Below are 24,417 nucleotides of genomic sequence, written 5' to 3'. Positions count from 1 at the left end.
ATGATAAAAAAAATAAGCCACATTTCGTTTGCCGTTATTATTGTTTTGATGCTGATGAGCTGCAAAAACACAAAGCAAAAACTTCAGGAATATGTTGCAACTTATAATACTACCGCTGCAAGTTTCAAAGCTAAAAATGTAACACTTACTACGGCAAGAGGTTATATAAATGACGACAAAATAGAATTGCGTTTTGAAACCAATTTGCCGCAAAACGAATCAAATAAAACAGCAGCCGGAACATCATTTCGTAAATTGCTCAAAGAAATGATAAATAAAGACCAGATTCCTGCCGCATTGGTAGAAGAAGGCGTACAGTTTGATTCTTATTTTTTAGCTGATGATAATACTGTTCTTTCCAAAGAAATCATAAATAAGGAATCAATTTCTGAATTATTAAAAGAATAATTCCTTTAGATATTGTAATGAATAAAAGCCTCTTTAATCTTTTTTAAAGAGGCTTTTATTCATAGTTGTATTTTGTTATTTATAAGTTGCTAATTAAGTTGTAGTCAAATAATTACATTTTTTGGTTTTGTAAATGAAAATTGTTTTTGAGTAAAAATTTCATTATGTTTGAGTTAAAAATTAACTATTAAACCATAAAATTATGAAAAAAATTACCCAAATCGCATTTGCTTTATCGCTTGTATTATTGTTGGTAAGTTGTAAAAACACCAAACAAAAAATCCAGGAACATGTAAGTAATTATAATATTTCATCTTCAATAAAAGGTAATAATATTGTTAGTACAAGTGCTAAGGCATTTTTAAATGATAATAAAATTGAAATAAGAATTGAAACTAATTTAGAAGGAACTGAAGAAAATAAATTGGCAACTACGACATCATTTCCTGCTTTATTGAAAGAAATGATTAAAAACAATCAAATTTCTCAGGAATTAATTGATGAAGGAGTAAAGTTTGATGTGTATTTTTTATCCTACAATAATATTATTCTTGCACAACAATTAGTTGATAAAGAAGAAATTGCAGCTTTAGAAAATGGAAAAAGTGCTGAAGGTAAAGAAACGGCAAAACTTTAGTTTCTAAATAAACTATTTAAAAAAGCCTCTTTGAAATGACAAAGAGGCTTTTTTGTATCTAATGTTTTGTAACATTTGTTAGAATATCAGGGAAATAATGATCTGATAAATGTGCGAATTCGTCTCCGCGCATAAAAATATTAGGATCAACATCTGAAAAAGAAGTTTTTCCTGCAGCTGCCAAAAGTTCGTTGGCAGAATGTAACGTGTTTTTATGAAAATGATATACACGATCTGATTTATCAGTGACAACCAAACCTTTCATCAACATTTTATTTTGAGTAGCAACACCTGTTGGGCATTCGTTATTATGACAACGAAGCGCCTGAATGCAGCCTAATGAAAACATGAATCCTCGCGCGCTGTTACACATATCTGCACCAAGAGCTACAGCATGCAAAATAGAATAACCTGAAATGATTTTTCCACTGCCAATAATGCGTATTTTATCGCGAATATTTAAACCAATCAACGTTTTATTTACAAAGATCAATGCAGGTTCAAAAGGCATTCCAACACCATCTGCAAATTCCAGTGGAGCAGCGCCCGTTCCGCCTTCGGCACCATCGACAGTTATAAAATCAGGATAAATATCCTCAGCAATCATTTCGTGGCAAATAGCTTCAAATTCAGTTGTATTACCAATACATAATTTAAATCCGATAGGTTTTCCGTTAGATAATTCGCGTAATTGTTTAATAAAATGAATAAGTCCTTTGGTATCTGAAAAAGCATGATGTCCGGGAGGAGAAAGAATCATTGTATGTGGTTCAACACCTCTTATTTTTGCAATCTGCTCTGTGTTTTTAGCTGCCGGAAGCACACCGCCGTGACCAGGTTTTGCACCCTGAGAAAGTTTAATTTCAATCATTTTCACGTTTGGAAGATTGGCCTTTTCCGAGAAATTTTCAGGACTAAAGTTTCCTTCAGCATCACGGCATCCAAAATATCCTGTTCCAATTTGCCAGGTAATATCGCCACCGCCCGCAAGATGAAATTCAGTCAAACCGCCTTCTCCGGTATTTTGATAGAAATTTCCTTTTTTAGCACCAATATTTATCGCACGAACTGCATTTTCGCTTAAAGAACCAAAACTCATAGCAGAAACATTAAATAATGAAGCTAAATAAGGTTGTTTACAATCTTTTCCGCCAACTAATACACGAGGTAATTCTTCGTTTACTTTTGCCGGAAAAATAGAATGTTTTATTCCTTCATAACTATCATGATTTAAGTTTAGTTGTGTCCCGAAAGGCGTACTCGAATCAATGTTTTTGGCTCTTTGGTAAACCAAAGAACGCTGGTTTCTTGAAAACGGTTTTCCATCCGTAGATCTTTCTATAAAATATTGTTGAATTTCAGGAGCAATCATTTCAAATAAATATCTGAAATATCCTAAAACCGGAAAGTTTCTTAAAATGGCATGCTTTTTTTGTGAAGCATTATAAACACCTACAACCAATAATATTGGTAAAATAATAACGAGCAGAAAACCACGCTTAGTATAATAATAAGTTACTGCAACAATTAGAAACAATAAGAATCCGTAGATAAAGAATTTTTTTCTCATGTTCTTAAAAAATTAAAATGTAATAAAGTAAATAATTAATTGAATCGTAATCGAACATAAACATGTTTGATTCCTTTTTTATCGGATTCTCTTTCGTCAATCTCCAGAATATCAGTAAGTGATTTTAACATTGGTGTAAGTTTAGAAAAACCATAATTTCTTGGGTCAAACTCAGGTTTTTTCTTTACAATCAGGTTTCCAACATCTCCCAAAAATGCCCAGCCATCATCATCTTCAATGTCTTCAATAGTGGCTTCAATAAGTTCGATAGTTTGTTTGTCTATTTTATGTAATGCTTTTTCTGTTGGCTTTTCAACAGGTTTTTTAGCATCTGCAGTTGTGGCAGCTTTTGGTTTTTTCTTTTGGATAGCGCCATCCAGAACCTCTATATAAATAAATCTGTCACAAGCAACGATAAATGAGTTTGGAGTTTTCTTTTCTCCAATACCAATTACTTTCATTCCGGATTCTCTCAATCGAATCGCCAAACGGGTAAAATCGCTGTCGCTTGAAACAATGCAAAATCCATCCAGTTTTCCTGAATAAAGCAAATCCATTGCATCAATAATCAAGGCAGAATCTGAGGAATTTTTCCCTACTGTATAACTATATTGTTGAATAGGAGTAATTGCATGTTCGAGTAAAACAGCCTTCCATCCATTTGAGTTTGGTTTGGTCCAGTCAGCGTAGATACGTTTAGTAGTTGGCGTTCCAAATTTTGTTATTTCTTCCATCATGCCTTTTACATTGCTGTACGGTACATTATCGGCATCAATAAGAACGGCCAGTTTTAAATCTTTTGAATTGCTTACAGGCATTATTTACGAGTTAGAAAATTAGTTACTTCCAAAGGTAAAACTAAAATTGGTTTTTTATAAAGACTTAATGTCAAATATGCTTTTTATTCTCATAAATTATTTTGGTTATAAATAAGATATTTTCTGTCAAAATTAATTAAGGATAAATTTGTCTTTTAATATAGACTTGAATATCTTTGTATGGAATTTAATCTATCAGTTTATGTTTTCAAAGGCATGTGAGTACGGCATTCGGGCTTCTATTTTTATTGCAACCAAATCTTCAAAAGGAATTAGGGTTGGAATAAAAGACGTAGCCAAAGAAATAGATTCTCCCGAACCTTTTACGGCCAAAATAATGCAGATTTTAACCAAAAATAGCATTATAGCTTCTTCTAAAGGAGTGGGCGGTGGTTTTGAAGTTTCTAATGAAGTGGCAAAAAATATAAAATTAATTCAGATTGTAGACGCCATAGACGGAGACAATATATATAAAGGCTGCGGCATTGGTTTAAAAGAATGTTCAGAAACGCATCCTTGTCCTGTGCATAATGAGTTTAAAAAAATAAGGGAACTTTTAGTAGCAATGTTAACCACGACTACGCTTGAAGATCTTGCTTCAGGAGTAAAAGCAGGCGATTTTCATTTAAGAATATTAAATAAAGACGAATAGAATTTTTATAATTTAAATACATTAATAATGAATAAAAAAGTCAAAATTTCGATTGTAATGTTAATGGGTTTTTTAGCCATAACTTCATGTGGTAAAAAAGAAACGACTCGAACAGATGAACCTACAGAAATAAATGAAACAGAATCAGAAGGTGTAAAACAGGCAACAAATGCTGAAAATGTCTTGGTTATTGAAGGAAATGACCAAATGCAGTTTAATACTGCAGAATTAAGAGCAACTGCCGGAAAACCAATTACTTTAACGTTAAAACATGTTGGAAAAATTCCTAAAGAAGCGATGGGACATAATTTGGTTATTTTAAAGGAAGGAACAGATGAAACTGCTTTTGCCTCTAAAGCGATAACGGCTAAAGACACTGATTATATTCCTGCTACTGAAAAAGCTTCAATTATTGCTCATACTAAATTACTTGGAGGAGGAGAACAAGATACAATTGAATTTACGATTGATAAAAAAGGAACGTATAACTTTTTATGTACTTTCCCGGGTCACGTTGCCATGATGAAAGGTGTTTTAATTGTAGAATAAATATGAACTCTAATGTCTTTGCAGATGTTAGGGTTTTTTAATAACTCAATAAAAGATAATTTTATCTTTTATTATAAATCAAATCATAATTAATTTTAAGAAAATGGAAAATTTAAAGAATAAAACAATTGGTTCATTTGTAGCTCAGGATTTTAGAACAGCTGCTGTATTTACAAAATATCAAATCGATTTTTGCTGTAAAGGCAACAGAACGCTGACTGAAGTTTGCGAAAAACAAGATATCGACTCCGATGTATTATTGCAAAACGTGTATGATGTTTTACAATCTGGAAATAATAATGGAATCGATTTTAATTCCTGGCCATTAGATTTATTGGTCGATTATATCGAAAAAACACATCATCGTTATGTAGAAGATAAAACAACAATTTTGATTCAGTTTTTAGATAAACTTTGCAAAGTTCATGGAGCAAGTCATCAGGAATTATTCAGAATTAATGAATTGTTCGTGGAAGGTGCCGGAGAATTGGCACAGCACATGAAAAAAGAAGAATTGATCTTGTTTCCTTTTATAAAAAGAATGGTAAAAACGAAAGAATCTGATGGGGTTTTATCTCAGCCTTCTTTCGGAACAGTATCAAATCCAATTGCTATGATGATGCAGGAACACGATAATGAAGGCGATCGCTTTAGAGAAATTGCAAGATTAACTAATAATTATACAGCACCAAGTGATGGTTGTACCACTTATAAAGTAACATTTGCTATGCTAAAAGAATTCGAAGAAGATTTGCATAAACATATTCATCTTGAAAATAATATCCTGTTCCCAAAAGCAGTTATTCTTGAAGAAGAGTTTTCTCAAAGTAATTAAAATAAATAATAGAGTGAATGCGTCAACCAAATAATCTTATTGATTATTGTTGACGCATTTTTATTATTAAATAAAAAAGCAAGAGTCAATTAATTAAAATCTCCTCTTGCTCTTCAACTAATCAACCTACCTATTTTTTAAATTTTTGAAGCTTCTTCGTTTATTTTATTAATTGTCTGATCATTATTTACACCTAAACCTTCCTGCTGATAAATTAATTCTCCTTTAGTATTAAAAACACTGATAATATTAGAGTGCGAAAAATCCATTGGAGATATTTGTTTGTAATTTACGGCCAGAAGTGCTGCAAATTCGCGCGTATTGTCTTCTGTAGAACGTAAAAATAGCCAGGGATCCTGATTCATTTTGTTTTCAATTGCAAACGATTTTAATCTTTTTGGAGTATCTGTTACAGGATCAATACTTACTAAAACAAGTTTTACCTTATTCTTTGTTTTTTTGTCTAATTTTGATTCTATATCTCTCATATCTGCAACTAGTTTTGGACAGGCTGCTTTGCAAGAAGTATAAATCATGACCATAACAAGAACATTTCCTTTGAGATTTTTAAGTTCAATATTTTGCCCGTTTTGAGTAGTCCATTTTGAAGGCAAATTGTAGATTGAAATATCTGTTATTTTTGCATTTTCAGGATTTGATGTTTCTTTTGTAAAATCTTTGCAGCTTTGTAATCCAAAAACCAGCAATAAGAGTACTATTGTTTTTTTCATTTATGGGTTATTTTAAATTAATATTTGTTGAGCTTGCGCATCGAAAACCCAAATTTCGTGTTGAATATTGTGCTTTTAAACTTCCTCTAAAAGCATATCGCATAAAAGCCGCATAATCCATTAAATCACTTGCATTTACAGATGCGCCGCCGCAGAACAGGTTTTTATCCTCACTTTTGTCTTTTCTGGATTCACCAGATAAAAAAATGCTGTTAAAGTCCAATGTCCATTCCCACACCAAACCATGCATGTCGTAAACGCCCCAATAATTTTTGAAAGTTTTTCCAATCGAATTTTCATAAGTTTTGGATTTTTCATACCACGACAAAATGTATTGGTTAAACTCTGATTTAGTTCTTGCGTCTATTTTTTTTTCATCGGCCATAGCCACATATTCCCATTCATCCATTGTTGGCAAACGTTTTCCCTGGCATTCGCAATATTTTTTGGCCGCAAACCAGGAAACATTCGTTACGGGCGATTTAGTGTTGTTATTTCCAAAATCAACATCACTTATCCAATATCCCAGATAACTTTTGTCAGCAAAAATTCCTTTCATTTTTGATTTTCTGAATTCGGGATTCTTTTTAACGAAACTCAAATATTGCTGATTTGTTACGGGATAAACATCCATAAAAAAGGATTTTACAGCAACAGGATTCTTTGATGAAGCTCCGTAAAGAGGGACAAAATATCCCTCTTTTATCGGAGCCATTTTTAGTTCTTGTGTCCGAACAATCTGAACTAAAAAAAGAATAAAAATAAAAATGCTTTTTTGCATGATATTCAGTTTCTATCGCTGTGCTTTTACCATTTCGGGCGTGATTTCAGTTTTATTATTTCCCCAACTATTATAGATGTAAGTCATAACATTGGCTATTTCATCATCAGATAAATTTTGCGCCGGCATGACATTATTGAATTTTTTGCCATTTACGGTTACTTCTCCACTCAAACCATGCAAGATGGTTTTAATGGCTCTTTTAGAATCTGCGTTTAAATAATCTGATTTTGCAAGAGGAGGAAATGTATTCGGAATTCCTTGCCCTTCAGATTGATGACAAGCAAAACATGTTGTTCCAAAAATTTGTTTCCCAACCGTCATTTTTTCTGCAATAGTTCTTTTTGGAGTTACAGTTTTAGCTGCTTCTGTACTAGGCATTTTTTGAATGGTTCCACCTTCTGGTAAATAAATACCTTCCTGAATAGTACCTGAATAGATATTTTTGTTTTCAGGACCTTCAACTTTCAATATTCCCAGCGCACCTTTATTAAAAGCTCTGAAAATAGAATGATCGACCAAGATAAAATTACCTGGAGTTTCTACCTTAAAATCTACAATAGCGGAACCTCCGGCAGGAATTAAAGTTGTTTGAACATTTTTATTAATGAGTGCGCCGCCTTCTACATGTACATTATCGAATATTTCGCCAATAACATGAAAAGAAGAAACCAAATTTGGTCCGCCGTTACCAACAAATAAGCGAACAGTTTCGCCAACTTTTGCAGTAAGTTCATTTCCGTTTGTTAAAGAACCTACTTTTCCGTTAAAAACGACATAATCAGGAGTTTCTTTAACCGCTTTATTCATATCAAAAGGCTGAAGCCCTTTAGCTCCGTATTCGCCCTGAGTATAAAAATCACCTTGCATTACGTAGTATTCTTTATCAACAGGAGGAAGTCCGCCTTCCGGTTCAACCAAAATCAAACCGTACATTCCGTTTGCAATATGCATTCCAACAGGCGCTGTCGCACAATGATACACGTATAATCCAGGATTAATTACTTTAAAACTGAATACTTTTTCGTGGCCAGGTGCAACCAAAGAGGATGTTGCCCCGCCACCGGGACCTGTTACGGCATGCAAATCAATATTGTGAGGTAATTTATTATCAGGATGATTTTTTAAGTGAAATTCAACTTCATCTCCAACACGGGTTCTGATAAAACTTCCCGGAACAGAACCGCCAAATGTCCAATACGTATATTTTACGCCATCAGTCATTGTACCTTCCTGTTCTTTAATTTCCATATTAACTTTTAACTTCATGGCTTTTCTGTTACCAATTGGTTTTGGAACCCTTGGCGGAGCAGTAAGTTCAGCGTCCATTTGTCCTTCTGTGGTAATTTCACCATAATTTGCAGCTTGTTCTTCCTTTTTGCAAGACGATAAAAGCGCTGCTGCAAAAACAATACATACAAATACTTTTAATTTTGATTCAATTTCATGCTTCTTTTTCATAATAAAGTGGTTTTATTTTTAGTTTTAAATCAAAGTAAAATTAAAAGACAACTTTATCTTTTATCATGATAAAAGTCATATATTACGTATAAATTCTTTTAGATGTTTAATTTTATACCAATATGGAGCATGCTTATTCGTATAAAAATCACATTACTTATCAAAAAATCATTGATTAAATAAGATATCCACAATATTTTTTAATAAAAATAATTAGCGAACTGCATTTTAGAATAATAATCATTATTTTTGCACCCTGTATAAAAATAAAATTATTACTTCAAAATATATTTATGGTAAAAGATTTATTCGAAAGAATTCAGAACAATAAAGGACCATTAGGAAAATGGGCTTCGCAAGCTGAGGGTTATTTTGTATTCCCTAAATTAGAAGGTGAACTTGGTCCGAGAATGCAATTTGGTGGAAAAAATATTTTAAATTGGAGTTTGAATGACTATTTAGGTCTTGCTAATCACCCGGAGGTACGTCAGGCAGATATTGATGCAGCAGCTCAATATGGGGCAGCTTATCCTATGGGAGCTCGTATGATGTCAGGACATACAAAATACCACGAGCAATTAGAGCAGGAATTAGCTGAGTTTGTAATGAAACCGGCTGCTTATTTATTGAATTTTGGTTATCAGGGAATGGTTTCTACTATTGATGCTTTGGTAACTAAAAATGATATTATTGTATATGATGTAGATTCTCACGCTTGTATTATTGATGGAGTTCGTTTGCACATGGGTAAACGTTTTACATACAAACACAATGATCTTGAAAGTATGGAGAAAAACCTGCAACGTGCTACTAAAATGGCTACTGAAACAGGTGGAGGTATATTATTTATTACCGAAGGTGTTTTTGGAATGCGAGGACAACAAGGTAAATTGAAAGAAATTGTTGCTTTAAAAGAAAAATACAATTTTAGATTATTAGTTGATGATGCACATGGTTTTGGTACTCTTGGAAAAACAGGAGCCGGAGCAGGTGAGGAGCAGGGAGTTCAGGATGGTATTGATGTTTACTTTTCTACTTTTGCAAAATCAATGGCTAATATTGGAGCTTTTATAGCTGCAGATCAAGACATTATTGATTATTTGAAATATAATTTACGTTCTCAAATGTTTGCAAAAGCATTGCCAATGATTCAGACAATTGGTTCTTTGAAACGTTTAGAATTATTACGTAATCACCCGGAATTGAAAGACAAACTTTGGGAAAATGTAAACGCTTTACAAAGCGGATTACGTTCTAGAAACTTTAATATTGGAGATACAAATACTTGCGTAACACCAGTTTATTTAGAAGGAAGTGTGCCGGAAGCAATGGTAATGGTAAACGATTTAAGAGAAAACTACGGTATTTTCTTGTCGATTGTAATTTATCCTGTAATTCCAAAAGGAATTATTTTGTTGAGAATGATTCCAACAACTTCACATACTTTGTCTGATATTGATGAAACATTAGTAGCATTCGAAGCTATTCGTGAAAAATTAGAAAACGGAACTTATAAAGAAATTGCAAGCAGAACTAAAGTTGATTTAGACGCTTAAATTTTTTTTAAAATAAATTCCTTGTAATATGGGAATTATGTAAAAAAATCCATTCGTTATGCGAATGGATTTTTTATTTATTAGACTAACTTTATTCTACTAATTATTAAAAGAAAATTTATGAAAAAAGTATTAGCAATAACAATAATAATTTTAAGTGTTTTTATTTCCTGTAAAAAAGAAACAACTCTTCCTCCGCCAGAAATAACTCCAACTGCTCCAAAAGAAGCTGAAATAGCAGAGCCAGCAGGAGACCAATGTTATGTTTCGACGGCAAATAACAGCACAATTAAGTTGAGTTTTAATGTAAACTCACATCAGGAAGTAAACGGAAAATTAAGTTATAGTTTATACGGAAAAGATAAAAACGAAGGTACTTTAATTGGTAATATGAAAGGCGATACCTTAATTGCTGATTATACTTTTACATCAGAAGGTGTTTCATCAGTTAGAGAAATTGCTTTTTTACAAAGAGAAAACACATTTATTGAAGGATACGGAGACATAGTTGATGCTAATGGCAAAGTAACTTTTAAAGATAAATCAAAATTAAAATTTGATGCAAAAACAACTTTAACAAAAGTTGATTGCACAGATTTTGTACAGCATTAAAAATAAAAAAAATTGTAAAAAGAAAATCCCTCTAAAACATTTAGAGGGATTTTTTGTTATTAGAATATATCTTATGAATAGCTATTTTTATAATTCACAATTCATAATTTACAATTTTATAGATATTTCAAATAGGTTTTTCTCTGGCAGTGAATTTTCGGGTCAAAATTTTTCCAAAGTAAATGAATCGCTGTATTATCGGCTAATTCAGGAGTTCTGATACAAGTTTGGATTCCTTTTTCTGTAAATGTTCTGTAATATTCATCAAAAATAATAGCTGTAACACCTTTGTTTTGATAATCCGGATGAACTCCAATTAAGTAAAAAACAACATCTTTGCTCTTTTTTCTGGCTCTTAATAAATGAATAAAACCAAACGGAAATAATTTACCTTTTGCTTTTTGCAAAGCCTCAGAAAAACTTGGCATTACAATACTAAAAGCTACTAATTTGTCATCTTTATCAACCACAAATTTTATGTATTCCGGATTGATAAAACTGATGTATTTCTTTTTGAAATATTCTTTCTGAATATCAGAAATAGCTACAAATGAGGCCAGTTTCGCATAAGATTCATTAAACAAATCAAACATTTTGTCAACATGCGGCATAATGTCTTTTGTTTTAGTAAAAGTCAAAGATCTTAAACCATATCGTTTTTTGATTAATTCCTGTGCTTTAAGGAAAAATTCAGGTTTAACATTCGAAAAAGGAAAAACACTTTCAATGTATTCTTTTTCTATCTGAAAACCCAATTGCTCAAAATGAGTTACATAATAAGGATTGTTATACCATGTAATCATGGTTCCCATTTGATCGTAACCTTCTGTAAGAACACCTACTTTATCCAGGTTCGAAAATCCCATCGGACCTTCGGCATGTTCCAGATTATTTTGTCTGCCTAATTCGTAAACTTTTTCCAGTAAAGCTTTTGTTATTTCGATATCATCAATAACATCAAACCAACCAAAACGAACTTTTCTTTTATGCTGATTATTGACTTCAGACCAATTGATAATCGCTGTAATTCGCCCAACAATTTCATTGTCTTTGTACGCCAGATAAAAATAAGCTTCAGCGTTATCAAAAGCAGGATTTTTGGTTTTATCAAAAGATTCTAATTCATCTGCAATAATGGGCGGAACCCAATAAGGATTGTCTTTATATAATGAAAAAGGAAATTTGATATATGCTGTTAATTCCTTCTTTGTTTTGGCTTCTTTAATTGTAATCATTAAAATCTTTATTGTAAAATAGCTCTTTGCAAAAGAGTCGGTTATTAATTATTCGTATTTAGATTTACGTTTTCTTTCCTGTTCCTGATAATCGGTTTCTTTTTTAGACTTTTTATCTTTAGGATCTTTTTCTTTTTTAGTTTTTCGGGATTCTCTCTTGAATTCCATTTGTTTCTCTTTATAACTTGCATCATAACGCCACGAAACACCAACTCCTCCATATAAAATAGAAGGTGTATTTTTAAAGTTCGTACTGATAGAAGCATCAACCTGAAGATTTGAATTAATCAAATAAGCAGCTCCACCACGCCCAATAACATCACTGTAAAAATCACTTTTGAAGCCTTGGTTTTCAATAAATCCTGACCATTTACTGTTAAATCCATGTGTTAGTGTTAATACATAAGCATAACTAGGATAATCTGTTGTAATATAATCGGCAATAATATTCGTAACAAAAACCCATCTTCCATCACCAAAAAGATTTTGAGTAATCAAAGCTACTTTTGGAGAAATACTTGACTGTGGAGAAAATGAATACGGATTATCTGCACCAACAAAATTAGCTCCGGCAAATACCGAAACGGCAGGAATTAACGAATGCCAGTCGAATCTGTGATTGGCTTTATAGCTGTAAATGTTTTTTGTTTTTTCGTAGTTTTTAAAAGGATCGTAAATTAAATATTTAGCACCTAAAACCGTTTGTCTGAAGTTATTTTTTTTGTAGGTTGTATACGGAGTATCAAAGTTTTCCATTTGATATTGTAGATCCAGTATAAATTCTAATTTTTCTAAGAAAGCTCCGTATCGAAACGTTAAGTCAGTTCCTAAACCGGTTGCGTCATAATTTAATAAGTCGTGTTTTTCTCTAATGCCATAAATACCGGCTTCAGCCTGAATAACTGATTTTCCTACTGCATATGCAGACATTGTTTCTCCAGGTCGGTTCGAATTGATAACATCCGTATATTGTGCAAAAAAGAGTTGAGGTGCAAAAAAGAGTGCCGTTAAGAATAAGTTTTTAATTTTCAACATAATTTATTTGGGGATTAAAAAGTAATAACGCAAATCAAATGTACTATATTTTATTATTTATTTAAGATTGTTATTTTAATTTTAAACAATGGATTTATTAATTTTGGAAAAAAATTAAACAATTATGCAAGAAGCATCTTTTTCAGGTTTAATAAAAGCTATATTTTATATGTTGGCTTTTTATTATATTTTTAAATTTTTAGCTAGAATCTTTTTGCCAGTGTTGGTAAAAAAAACAGTTGAGAAAGCAGGAGAAAATTTTTCTAGACAACAACAATATACTCAGGATAATTCATGGCAAAAAACGCGTAATAATGACGAGATTATCATTAATACAGCAAATGCAAAAAATCCTCGCGAGACCAAAAAGATCGGCGATTATGTTGATTACGAAGAAATAGATTAAGTTTGTGTCCTAAATAAAAGGATTCATCATTTAACCAAACCAGCCTACATTGAAAATAGTAAATAAGTTCTATCCGCACGCCCTTGTTGTCCTGGGCTTTATTCTCGTTTCCTTAATTTATTTTTACCCGGTTTTACAGGGAAAACAAATATTCCAATCGGATATTGCACAATATACCGGAATGGCAAAAGAGCAAAATGATTTTAGAGCTGCAGAAAATACTGAGCCGTATTGGACAAACTCTGCTTTTGGAGGAATGCCAACTTATCAGTTAGGAGCAAATTATCCAAATGATTATATAGGAAAGTTAGATGATGCTTTACGTTTCTTACCACGTCCGGCAGATTATCTGTTTTTATATTTCTTAGGTTTTTACGGATTGTTACTGGTTCTCAAAACAGATCCTTTAAAAGCATTTATTGGAGCCATTGCATTTGGTTTTTCTACTTATTTAATTATTATTTTAGGAGTTGGTCATAACGCAAAAGCGCATGCTATTGCTTATATGCCATTGGTTATAGCCGGTTTTATACTCGTTTTTCAAAAGAAATATATTTGGGGAGGTTTACTCACCATGTTTGCCGTAGCGTTGGAAGTGAATGCAAATCACTTTCAGATGACTTATTATTTATTGATTTTCTTATTGATTCTTTCTGGTTATTTTGCTTTTAATTTCATCAAGGAAAAAGAATATAAACAACTTTTAACTGCAATTGGAGTTTTGGCAGTTGCCGGAATTTTTGCTATTGGTGCCAATGCCGGGAATTTACTGGCAACAAGCGAATATGCAAAGTATAGTATACGTGATAAAAGCGAATTGACTTTTAATCCTGACGGATCTAAAAATTTGACTACCGCTGCAATGACTACAGATTATATTACTGAATATAGTTATGGTATTGCTGAAAGTTTAAATTTGATTGCGCCAAGAATTTTTGGAGGTTCCAGCCACGAAAATGTGGGTACGGATAGCCGTATGTATCAATTTATGCTTGAACAAGGAGTTCCTTCAGAACAAGCTCAGGATTTTGTTTCAGGAATGCCGACCTATTGGGGAGACCAACCCATAGTTTCTGCTCCGGCATATATAGGAGTTGTGGTTTTCTTTCTGGCTGTTTTAGCATTATGTATTGATGAAAGAAAAATAAAATACGTATTTCTTGGTGGAGCATTATTTACTTTAATGCTTTCCTGGGGAAAAAATTTCTCTGCATTAACGGATTTCTTTATTGAATACGTTCCGATGTACGATAAATTTAGAGCAGTTTCATCGATACAGGTTATCTTAGAATTATGTTTTCCTGTATTGGCTGTCATGGGATTACAATCTTTTTTTAAAGCAAAAGAGGAACCAAAATTACAGCAAAAAGCATTAATGCAAACAGGTGTTTTTGGACTCGGAGTTTTACTGATTTTAGTATTTGCTAAAAGTATGTTCCATTTTACAGGAATGAGCGATAACAGTTACGCCCAAGCATATGGTCCTGCTTTTGTTGATGCATTAAAAGAAGACAGAATGACATTATATTCTGCTGATTTGTTGCGTTCAGGATTTTTTATTGTATTGACTTTCGGAATCTTATGGTTATTTATCAAAAATAAATTCTCGCAAAATACGACGTTAATTATTGTTGGTATTTTAATGATTTTTGATCTGTTTTTTGTAGATAAAAAATATGTTTCTGCTAAAGATTTTGTAAGTCCGGTTCAGATTGCGGCTCCATTTCAGGAGACACCAACAGATTCACAAATATTAAAAGATACATCCGTTTATCGTGTATTTGATCCACAAGGACAATTACAAGGAAGATCATCTTATTTTCATAAAACCATTGGTGGTTACAGTGCTGTTAGACCAAGAAGAATGCAGCAATTATACGATTACCAAATTGCAAAAAACAACATTGAAGTGCTTAATATGTTGAATGTTAAGTATGTTATACAAACTGATAAAGAAGGAAATGAAATTCCGGCAGTTAATCCGGATGCAAACGGAAATGCATGGTTTGTACAATCTGTAAAAGTGGTAAATAAACCGGATGATGTAATGAAAGCATTAGATCATATTGACAGTAAAAAAGTAGCAGTTTTTAATGTTAATGAACATGAAGGTAAATTTAAAGATGCCGGCTCAAACAAAGTTTGGGATACAACAGGAACTATTAAAGTAATACAGTATAAACCAAACTACATTAAATATAATTCAGATAGCAAAAATGATGCTTTAGCAGTATTCTCTGAAATGTATTACAAAAATGGATGGAATGCTTATGTTGATGGTAAATTGACAGATCATTTCGCGGTTGATTATGTTTTAAGAGCAATGGAAGTTCCGGCTGGAAAACATACTATAGAATTTAAATTTGAACCACAAGTTATAAAAACAGGAGGAATGATTACATTGGCAAGTTCAATTGTAATGTTTTTATTGTTGGTTGGTGGAGTTTATTTTGAAAAATTCTATCGTAAAGATTCATAAAAAATTCACGAAGACACTCAAAAATAATTTTAAAAATCTTCGCGAAACTTAGTGAGTCTAGATAAAATTATTGTCTCACAAAGATTTCACAGAGATACTCTGAGAATAATGTTATTTGATTAAATGAAAGTTGATAAAACGAATACAGCAAATATTAATATTCTTGAAAGAAAACGAATAGAAGAGATTAAATCACTTTCCTATTTCGAAAGATTAGAACGATTAATGATTCTTATTGAAGTTTCATATACTTTGAATTTAATAAATAGAATTTCTATTCAAAATAGAATAAAATTACAAGTTCTAAATCTACACTTTTAAACAATAAACGATTTTTTCATTGGAACAAAAAAAACTATTAATAATTACTTATTATTTTCCGCCAGCTGGAGGCCCGGGCGTACAGCGTTGGTTGAAATTCGTAAAATATTTACCTGAATTTGATGTTCAGCCTATTGTTTATGTTCCAGAAAATCCAACTTATCCAATAGTTGACGAAGGTTTGGTGAGTCAAATTTCAGATAAAGTAATTGTTCTGAAGAATAAAATTTGGGAACCGTATCAATTAGCTTCTGTTTTCTCAAAAAACAAAACCAAGAAAATCAGTTCCGGAATTTTTCCGCAAAAGAAAAAACAAACTTTTTTAGATAAAACCTTTCTTTGGGTTCGTGGTAATCTTTTTATTCCGGATGCGCGTGTTTTTTGGGTAAAACCATCAGTCGCTTATCTGGAAAAATATATTAAAGAAAATAATATTGATACCATTGTAACTTCTGGGCCTCCGCACAGTTTGCATTTAATTGGTTTAGAATTAAAAGAAAAACTAAACGTAAAATGGTTCGCCGATTTCCGCGATCCGTGGACTACGATTGGGTATCATAAAGCATTACGCTTATCGTCTTACGCAGCTAAAAAACATAAAAAACTAGAACATAAAGTACTCAATACTGCTGATACAATCATCGTAACCAGTAAAACTACTAAAACCGAATTTCAGGCTATTACCGATAAGCCAATTTCGGTAATTACAAATGGTTATGATGTTGAGAATGTAGACAAACAAACTTTAGACAGTAAATTTACACTGGCACATATAGGATCATTTTTATCCGATAGAAATCCTCAGTTTCTTTGGGAATCTTTAGTTGAATTACTTCAGGAAATCCCGGATTTAAAATCACATTTAGAAATTAAATTAATTGGTGCCGTAAGTCAGGAAGTTCTGGATTCTATAGCTCAGTTTAATTTAAAAGATTATTTGAATCTCTTAGGCTATGTTTCACATCATGAAGCTATTGCTCATCAAAAAAAGTCACAAGTCTTACTTCTTATCGAAATAAACTCAGAAGATACCAAAAGTATTATTCCGGGAAAATTATTCGAATATATGGTGTCAAACCGCCCAATAATTGCTATTGGTCCGCAAGGATCTGATTTTGCAGATATTATAAAAGAAACCAATACGGGAGTATTTTTTGATTATTCTGAAAAAGCGAAATTAAAAAGTGTAATTTTGGGCTTTTATAATCAGTTTTTGGAAGGAAAATTACAAGCTAATGGCGTTGGTTTACAACAATATTCAAGAAAAAACCTGACCAAACAATTAGCACAATTGATTAAAGAATAAAGCTTAAAAAAATCTATCCCGAGGCATCGGGACTAAAATCAGAAATCCAAAAATGGGTATTGTTTTAAATCAGTCTTTCAAAAATACAATTATTACTTATATAGGTTTCGGTATCGGAGCTATTAATACACTTTATTTATATCCTGTTTTTCTTGGTGCAACTTATTATGCATTAACAAATTACATTCTTTCGGCAGCAAATGTTATTATGCCTTTGTTTGCTATTGGAATGCAAAATACATTGGTCAAATTTTATTCGCAATATAAAACAGAACAGGAAAGAGAACAATTTTTGTCCTTCACAGCCTTATTTCCGGTTTTAATGTGTATTCCGTTAGGAATCATCGGAATCTTTTTCTTTGATGATATTACTGCTTTTGTTTCGAAGAAAAATCCTGTAGTTAAAGAATTTATGTTATTGATTCCATTTACTGGAATTTGTATGGCTTACTTTGAGATATTCTATGCGTGGGCTAGAGTGCATATGCATTCGGTTTTTGGGAATTTTATTAAAGAAGTCGGGCTGAGATTATTTTCATCAATTGCTTTAATAGGATTGTATTTTAAATGGATGACCCTAATCGAGTTTGTATATGTAACTGCGGGAATTTATTTTGTAGCTTTTTTAATTACAATGTTTTATGCTTTTTATATCAAGAAACCCAATTTTCAGATTACAATTCCAGAGAATGTAAAACATGTAATGGAATATACTTTCTATATTATTCTGTCAGGAAGTGTTGCTAATTTACTATTGGATGGAGACAAAATAATGTTAAACCAATATATGGAAATTAAGAATATTGCTTACTATTCTGTTGCTACTTATATTGCGCTGGTTATTTCGGTTCCGAGTCGTGCAATGCATCAAATTGTATATCCAATTACGGCAAAATTGATGCATGAAAACAAACATGATGAATTGAACGATTTATACAAAAAAACATCAATAAATCTTCAGATTGTGGGAGGTTTTGTAATGTTGTGTATTTTTGTTAATATCAATCAACTTTATGAAATAGTTCCTGAAGAGTATAGAGGAGGTGTTCCAGTTGTTTTTATGATTGGTTTATCAAAATATTTTGATTTGATTTTGGGAAATAATAATGCCATAATTTTTAATACAAAATATTATCGACCAGTATTATTTTTAGGCTTAGGATTAGTCGTTTTGACATTTATACTTAACGTAATATTTATTCCGCTATATGGTATTATGGGTTCTGCATTTGCTACTTTATTGTCTATAACTTTTTATAGTTTGGCTAAGTTACTTTTTGTGGTCAAGAAACTTCATTTATATCCTTTTACAAAACAAAATTTGTATTCTCTAGGGGTAACCGCTGCTTTGTTTTTAGCGTTTTATTTTTGGGAATTTCCCGTTTATCCATTAATAGGAATTGCTTTAAAATCAATTTTAGTTACTATTTTATACTTATATTTTAATTATAAATTTAAGATTTCAACAGAAATAAATCAGGTAATGAACAATCTTTTAAATAAAGTTGGAATTAAAATTTAATACGATTTTATCGATAAACGAAAAGTAAATTAATTTCGAGTCTATTTTGTTTTTATATTTGTTAGAAGATAACTAACTTATTTATAGCGGAATATGAAAAAGGAATTACTTTGTTTTTTGACATTTTTCACTATTTTGTTTTCTCTTGCAACTTTTGCACAACAAGAGAATGTACAAACAATAAAGCCTAAGGTTACAAAACCAATTTTAAAAGGATATCCTGTAAATCCTTTTAAAGACACGCTTTTTTATGTTTATAATAAAGTGGGATCATTTTCTGCCGAAAATAGGGCAAAGGCTATTACGGGAAAGATTAAATCGCTTTATGAAAATGATCTTTTTAAAGCTGACTCTTTAAAAATTATTCCTTCGGATATTAGTTTAGACATTGTTTATAAAAATGATTTAATACTAATGTCGGTTTTAAATGCAGATGCAACAGCTGAAAACAAATCAGTTCAGGAAATTGCAAAACGTAATTACAACGCGATTAAAAAGGAAATTGTGTACCAAAACGAAAACTATTCGTTATTACCAAAACGTCTCGGATTTACAGCTTTATTAATCCTTATTCTGGGTTTGGTATTGTTATTTGTTTCTAAAATATTCAATCGAATAAAATCTTATGTATCAACTCACAGAGAAAAATTTCTCAAAGGATTTACCTATAATAATGTAAATGTGCTTACTCCTGAAAAACAAGAGTTTGTTATCATTCGGATTATTGGAATCATAAAAGTAATTACTTTAATCATAATCGTTTACTTAACGCTTCCGGTACTTTTTAGTATTTTTCCCGCTACAAAAGCTTATACAACTACGATTTTAAAATGGACGCTCACGCCTATAAAATCTGCGACAATGGGATTTGTTGATTTTCTGCCAAATCTGTTTACAATAATTGTAATTATTTTGATTTTCAGGTATTCACTTAAAATAATCAAATTTTTTGTTGATGAAATTAACAAGGAGAATATAAAAGTAGATGGTTTTTACAGCGATTGGGCAAAACCAACATTCAATATTATTCGGTTTTTGGCGTATGCTTTTATGTTAGTGGTAATTTTTCCGTATTTGCCGGGATCAGATTCTCCTATTTTTAAAGGTGTTTCGGTATTTGTTGGAATCTTATTTTCATTAGGTTCATCAAATGCAATTGCCAATATGGTTGCCGGTTTGGTGATTACTTATATGCGTCCGTTTAAGATTGGCGATTTTATTAAGATTGGGGATGTAAGCGGAGAAGTAATCGAAAAAACGGCTTTGGTTACAAGAATCAGAACACCAAAATTTGAAGACATTACAATCCCGAATGCCACAGTTTTATCGAGTACTTCTACAAATTATTCTGCAAATACCAAAGATTCAACAAATGGTTTATTGATTCATACGACTGTTACAATTGGTTATGATGTTCCTTGGAAGGATATTTACAAAGCATTAATTGATGCCGCTTTAAAAACTGATATGACCGAACAAACACCGGCACCGTTTGTTTTGCAAACAAGCTTAGATGATTTTTATGTTTCCTATCAAATAAATGTTTATACGAAAGAACCTACGAAACAGCCAAGAATCTATTCCTCCTTACATCAAAATATTCAGGACTGTTTTAATGCGGCCGGAATCGAAATCATGTCACCACATTATAATGCTCTGAGAGATGGGAATACCACTACAATTCCGGAGAATTATTTAGATAAAAATTACGAATCTCCGACCTTTAATTTTAAGAAAAAATAGTAAGTAATTGATATACAGTTAAAAAACTTTAAATTTTAACAGGTATTTATTTTGTAATTAATTATATTAAAATTAACTTTATATTAGAAATTTAGCATCGCTTTAATAAAATAGATAAACATTATCTTATAAAATACAATAAAGCGATATAATTTCTGTTTACTAAGACTAATCACTTTGGTAAAAGTTAAATTGCGATAGTATAGAGTAGTACTATTCTTGGGTTAAATTTTTTAAATAATTATGATGAAAAACATTCACCTCAACCACGAACAAAGTTTGCAAGTGTTTTCTAATATGATATCGAATAAAATTCATAATGGATTTACGCTTGAAGAGAGAAATGACGAGTTTCTTTTTGCAGTTCTTTCTAAAGGAGGAAAGGTAGTGAATCATGGTTTGAATTTCACCATTTTTTGCCTGACCTTGGGATTATGGTCATTTGCATGGCTATATCTTACTGTTGAAGCTTCTAAACAGAAAAAGATATTGGTAGCCATTGACGAAGATGGTTTGCCTTTCGAGGAGAAATGTTTGGTCGCATAAAAAAATCACTGAAAAACGAAAAAAAGCCCTAAATTAAATTTATTTAATTTAGGGCTTTTAATTTATATGAATTTATAAAAACCTTTAATATAGACGCACAGCCATGCGCCTCTACAGTAAAACCTTTGTCCCTTTGCATCTCAGAACCTCAGAACCTTTTTTTAAAGAAGTTTATCCTTCAAATAAATTCCAGTAACAGATTCTTTTACCTTTACAATATCTTCGGGCGTTCCTGCCGCTAATAAATAACCGCCATTTTCACCACCTTCCGGACCTAAATCCAAAATCCAGTCGGCACATTTTATAAGATCAAGATTGTGCTCAATTACAATTATAGAATGGCCTTTTTCAATTAAAGCATCAAAAGAAGCCAATAATTTTTTGATGTCATGAAAATGCAAACCTGTTGTAGGTTCATCGAATACAAACAAAGCTTTATCTTTTGTAGCACCTTTTACTAAAAATGATGCTAATTTAATACGTTGTGCTTCACCACCGGAAAGTGTTGAAGAAGATTGTCCTAACTGTACATATCCCAAACCAACATCCTGAAGCGGCTGTAATTTTTGAGTTATTTTAGCTTGTTTGTTTTTATCGAAAAAAGCAATCGCATCATCAATAGTCATGGTAAGAATATCGTTGATATTTTTATCATCAAAATTGATTTCTAAAATCTCTTTTTTGAAACGTTTTCCTCCGCAGGTTTCACATGGTAGCGAAACGTCGGCCATAAAGACCATTTCGACGTTTATAGAGCCTTCTCCTTTACAAGTTTCGCAACGACCTCCGTCAACATTAAAAGAAAAGTGTTTTGCCTGATAACCTCTTATTTTAGATAATTTTTCTTTAGCGTACAATTCACGAATATCATCATAAGCTTTAATATACGTTACTGGATTCGATCTAGAGCTTCTTCCAATTGGGTTTTGATCTACATATTCGATGTGCTTGATTTGCGAAAACGAACCGTTTATTTCGCTAAACTGACCTGCTTTTTCGGCTGCATTTTCCAGCTTTTTTTGCATTGCAGGAAATAAAATCTTTTTAATCAAAGTACTTTTTCCACTTCCTGAAACTCCGGTAATTACCGTTAAAACATCTAAAGGAAAAGTAACATTAATATTTTTTAAGTTATTTTCTCTGGCACCAATAATTTCAATATGATTTTTGAATTTTCGTCTTTTCTTCGGAACAGAAATTTCAAGATCTCCATTCAGATATTTCGCTGTCAGAGATTCTGATTGCAAAATTTCATCGTAAGTTCCCTGAGCCACTAAATTCCCTCCAAAAGTTCCTGCTTCGGGACCAATATCAATAATCATATCGGCAGCTTTCATAATATCTTCATCGTGTTCAACGACAATTACGGTATTGCCTAAATCGCGTAACGAAAGCAAAACCTTAATCAATCGTTCCGAATCTTTTGGATGTAAACCAATACTTGGCTCATCTAAAATATACATTGAACCAACCAAACTACTTCCAAGAGAAGTGGCAAGGTTTATACGTTGCGATTCTCCTCCTGAAAGTGTCGAAGAGTTTCTGTTTAACGTTAGATAATCCAAACCAACTTCTGTCAAAAATGACAAACGGTTATTGATTTCTACCATTAAACGTTTTGCGATTTGCTGTTCGTAAACATCCAAATCGATATTTTTGAAAAAAGTAACCAAATGTTTAATCGGCAAATCGACTAATTCAGAAACTGTTTTTCCGTTTATTTTTACATAAGAAGCTTCTTCACGTAAACGTTTTCCGCGACAAGCGTAACATTTTGTTTTTCCGCGATAGCGTGATAACATTACACGATTTTGAATCTTATAATTTTTTTCTTCGAGTTCTTTAAAGAAACCATTCAGACCTTGAAAATATTGATTTCCTTTCCAGACTAAATCTTTTTGCTCTTCTGAAAGCTCGAAATAAGGTTTGTGAATTGGGAAATCAAATTTATAGGCATGTTTTACCAATTCGTCTTTATACCAGCTCATGCTATCGCCTCGCCACGGATAAATGGCGCTTTCGAAAACGGATAAAGAGGTATTTGGAACGACCAAATCAGCATCAATTCCAATAATATTTCCGTAACCTTCACAAACCGGACAAGCTCCGTACGGATTATTAAAACTGAATAAATGAACATTTGGTTCTAAAAACGTAATACCGTCTAATTCAAAATTATTCGAATAAGTAAGTCTTTTATCTGAACCTAATTCCTGTAGATAACAAATTCCTTTTCCTTCAAAAAAAGCAGTCTGAACAGCGTCGCCAAGACGATTATAGAATTCTTCTTCATCCTTAACAACAATTCTGTCAATGATTAGTAAAATATCTTTGTTGTCTAATTTATGAAGATCTGTTGGTGTAAAATCGTCTAAACGAACCATTTCGTTATCGACTAAAATACGTGCAAAACCTTGTTGTAACAATACTTTTAGTTTGTCTTCGAGTTGTCTGCCTTCCTCAAGATGAATAGGAGAAAGCAACATCCATTTGCTGTCCAATTCAAAGTTTTTTACATCAGAAACAACATCGGTAACGGTATTTTTTTTGACTTCCTGTCCGGAAACCGGCGAATATGTGCGGCCAATTCTGGCGTATAAAAGTTTAACGTAATCGTAGATTTCTGTTGAAGTTCCAACCGTAGAACGGGCATTGGTTGTGTTTACTTTTTGCTCGATCGCAATTGCCGGAGCAATTCCTTTTATATATTCAACTTTTGGTTTGTCTAAACGTCCCAAAAACTGACGTGCGTATGATGATAAACTCTCCACATAACGACGTTGTCCTTCGGCATATAAAGTATCAAATGCTAAGCTAGATTTACCTGATCCTGAGAGTCCTGTAATTACAACAAGTTTGTTACGGGGAATAGCAACATCTACATTTTTTAAATTATGTACCTGCGCTCCTTTAATTATAATATTATGTTTCGGGTCGAGTGTAGAAAGATCAATTTGCATAAAAAAAGTCAATTTCTACAAAAGTAATCAATTTTGAATTGAGTTTTGTTAAGGACATTGTTCCAAATTTTAACAGAATTACAATGTTTGGGTTTGATTATTAGCTCAAAATTTTGCCACTGGTTTCAACCACAGGCTATGTTTAAAATGCTTAGGAAATTGTTTGAAGTATTGCTAGTGATTTCAACCGCTGGAAGCTATATTATGGTAATTGTTTTCTGTGGTTACAACCGCGTGTTGTTTGTAAAATCTTT

Annotated in this window: 21 protein-coding genes; 13 read left to right on the top strand and 8 right to left on the bottom strand. The window is 32.1% G+C overall.

From position 1 onward, the window contains the following. Together GKZ86_RS10195 and GKZ86_RS10190 are read left to right on the top strand one after the other, a co-directional pair. Window positions 1–408 carry a hypothetical protein gene (locus tag GKZ86_RS10195; protein ID WP_154783006.1) on the top strand — a complete coding sequence of 136 codons (408 nt, stop codon included), beginning with the start codon at window positions 1–3 and terminating at the stop codon, window positions 406–408. Window positions 409–610: 202 nt separating this feature from the next. Then, window positions 611–1,045, top strand: coding sequence for a hypothetical protein (locus GKZ86_RS10190; RefSeq protein ID WP_154783005.1), 435 nt, complete (start codon window positions 611–613; stop codon window positions 1,043–1,045). A gap of 58 nt (window positions 1,046–1,103) precedes the next feature. On the opposite strand, the gene GKZ86_RS10185 is transcribed toward GKZ86_RS10190, so the two are convergent. Continuing rightward, window positions 1,104–2,615, bottom strand: coding sequence for an FMN-binding glutamate synthase family protein (locus GKZ86_RS10185; RefSeq protein ID WP_154783004.1), 1,512 nt, complete (start codon window positions 2,613–2,615; stop codon window positions 1,104–1,106). A 35-nt stretch (window positions 2,616–2,650) separates the two neighbouring features. Beyond that, window positions 2,651–3,433 carry an NYN domain-containing protein gene (locus GKZ86_RS10180; protein WP_154783003.1) on the bottom strand — a complete coding sequence of 261 codons (783 nt, stop codon included), beginning with the start codon at window positions 3,431–3,433 and terminating at the stop codon, window positions 2,651–2,653. 202 nt (window positions 3,434–3,635) lie between these two features. Here GKZ86_RS10180 and GKZ86_RS10175 point away from each other — a divergent pair, with 202 nt between their 5' ends. The 3 genes from GKZ86_RS10175 (at window position 3,636) to ric (ending at window position 5,469) form a co-directional block, all read left to right on the top strand. After that, complete coding sequence (locus tag GKZ86_RS10175) at window positions 3,636–4,085, top strand: Rrf2 family transcriptional regulator (protein ID WP_154783002.1); 450 nt, start codon at window positions 3,636–3,638, stop codon at window positions 4,083–4,085. A 27-nt stretch (window positions 4,086–4,112) separates the two neighbouring features. Next, a complete protein-coding gene (gene azu / locus GKZ86_RS10170) occupies window positions 4,113–4,634 on the top strand; it encodes an azurin (RefSeq protein ID WP_154783001.1) in 522 nt (173 codons plus the stop codon). A 103-nt stretch (window positions 4,635–4,737) separates the two neighbouring features. Further along, window positions 4,738–5,469: an iron-sulfur cluster repair di-iron protein gene (ric, locus tag GKZ86_RS10165; RefSeq protein ID WP_154783000.1), complete on the top strand. Its 732-nt coding sequence runs from the start codon at window positions 4,738–4,740 to the stop codon at window positions 5,467–5,469. Window positions 5,470–5,606: 137 nt separating this feature from the next. On the opposite strand, the gene GKZ86_RS10160 is transcribed toward ric, so the two are convergent. The 3 genes from GKZ86_RS10160 to nirK are packed head-to-tail and all read right to left on the bottom strand — an operon-like array spanning window position 5,607 to window position 8,442. Further along, a complete protein-coding gene (locus GKZ86_RS10160; protein ID WP_154782999.1) occupies window positions 5,607–6,200 on the bottom strand; it encodes an SCO family protein in 594 nt (197 codons plus the stop codon). A 7-nt stretch (window positions 6,201–6,207) separates the two neighbouring features. Further along, complete coding sequence (locus GKZ86_RS10155) at window positions 6,208–6,981, bottom strand: formylglycine-generating enzyme family protein (protein WP_154782998.1); 774 nt, start codon at window positions 6,979–6,981, stop codon at window positions 6,208–6,210. Window positions 6,982–6,993: 12 nt separating this feature from the next. Next, a complete protein-coding gene (gene nirK / locus GKZ86_RS10150) occupies window positions 6,994–8,442 on the bottom strand; it encodes a copper-containing nitrite reductase (RefSeq protein ID WP_154782997.1) in 1,449 nt (482 codons plus the stop codon). Window positions 8,443–8,735: 293 nt separating this feature from the next. On the opposite strand from nirK, the gene GKZ86_RS10145 reads away from it, so the two are divergent. Further along, a complete protein-coding gene (locus tag GKZ86_RS10145; RefSeq protein WP_154782996.1) occupies window positions 8,736–9,998 on the top strand; it encodes a pyridoxal phosphate-dependent aminotransferase family protein in 1,263 nt (420 codons plus the stop codon). 120 nt (window positions 9,999–10,118) lie between these two features. Continuing rightward, entirely contained in the window at window positions 10,119–10,610 is a 492-nt protein-coding gene (locus GKZ86_RS10140; RefSeq protein ID WP_154782995.1) for a hypothetical protein, read from the top strand. 116 nt (window positions 10,611–10,726) lie between these two features. On the opposite strand, the gene GKZ86_RS10135 is transcribed toward GKZ86_RS10140, so the two are convergent. Both GKZ86_RS10135 and GKZ86_RS10130 read right to left on the bottom strand, forming a co-directional pair. Further along, window positions 10,727–11,845, bottom strand: a complete 1,119-nt coding sequence (locus tag GKZ86_RS10135; protein ID WP_154782994.1) for a GTP cyclohydrolase — start codon at window positions 11,843–11,845, stop codon at window positions 10,727–10,729. A 48-nt stretch (window positions 11,846–11,893) separates the two neighbouring features. Beyond that, window positions 11,894–12,880 carry a transporter gene (locus tag GKZ86_RS10130; protein WP_154782993.1) on the bottom strand — a complete coding sequence of 329 codons (987 nt, stop codon included), beginning with the start codon at window positions 12,878–12,880 and terminating at the stop codon, window positions 11,894–11,896. A gap of 124 nt (window positions 12,881–13,004) precedes the next feature. Here GKZ86_RS10130 and GKZ86_RS10125 point away from each other — a divergent pair, with 124 nt between their 5' ends. The 6 genes from GKZ86_RS10125 (at window position 13,005) to GKZ86_RS10100 (ending at window position 21,203) form a co-directional block, all read left to right on the top strand. After that, complete coding sequence (locus GKZ86_RS10125) at window positions 13,005–13,286, top strand: DUF4834 family protein (RefSeq protein WP_154782992.1); 282 nt, start codon at window positions 13,005–13,007, stop codon at window positions 13,284–13,286. 49 nt (window positions 13,287–13,335) lie between these two features. Beyond that, window positions 13,336–15,765, top strand: a complete 2,430-nt coding sequence (locus GKZ86_RS10120) for a YfhO family protein (protein WP_154782991.1) — start codon at window positions 13,336–13,338, stop codon at window positions 15,763–15,765. A 340-nt stretch (window positions 15,766–16,105) separates the two neighbouring features. Continuing rightward, window positions 16,106–17,392: a glycosyltransferase family 4 protein gene (locus GKZ86_RS10115; protein ID WP_154782990.1), complete on the top strand. Its 1,287-nt coding sequence runs from the start codon at window positions 16,106–16,108 to the stop codon at window positions 17,390–17,392. Between the two features lie 52 nt (window positions 17,393–17,444). After that, window positions 17,445–18,914: an oligosaccharide flippase family protein gene (locus tag GKZ86_RS10110; protein ID WP_154782989.1), complete on the top strand. Its 1,470-nt coding sequence runs from the start codon at window positions 17,445–17,447 to the stop codon at window positions 18,912–18,914. A 93-nt stretch (window positions 18,915–19,007) separates the two neighbouring features. Beyond that, the gene (locus tag GKZ86_RS10105; RefSeq protein WP_154782988.1) at window positions 19,008–20,657 is read left to right on the top strand and encodes a mechanosensitive ion channel family protein; all 1,650 of its coding nucleotides are present in this window, start codon (window positions 19,008–19,010) and stop codon (window positions 20,655–20,657) included. Between the two features lie 297 nt (window positions 20,658–20,954). Continuing rightward, on the top strand, window positions 20,955–21,203 hold the full coding sequence (locus tag GKZ86_RS10100; protein ID WP_228526555.1) for a hypothetical protein: 249 nt from the start codon (window positions 20,955–20,957) through the stop codon (window positions 21,201–21,203). Between the two features lie 161 nt (window positions 21,204–21,364). Here GKZ86_RS10100 and uvrA read toward each other — a convergent pair whose 3' ends face one another. Continuing rightward, complete coding sequence (gene uvrA / locus GKZ86_RS10095; protein WP_154782987.1) at window positions 21,365–24,163, bottom strand: excinuclease ABC subunit UvrA; 2,799 nt, start codon at window positions 24,161–24,163, stop codon at window positions 21,365–21,367. Window positions 24,164–24,417 lie beyond the last annotated feature (254 nt).

The organism is Flavobacterium sp. LC2016-13, assembly GCF_009707955.1.
GTDB lineage: Bacteria > Bacteroidota > Bacteroidia > Flavobacteriales > Flavobacteriaceae > Flavobacterium.
This window is presented reverse-complemented; position numbering and strand designations above follow the sequence as displayed.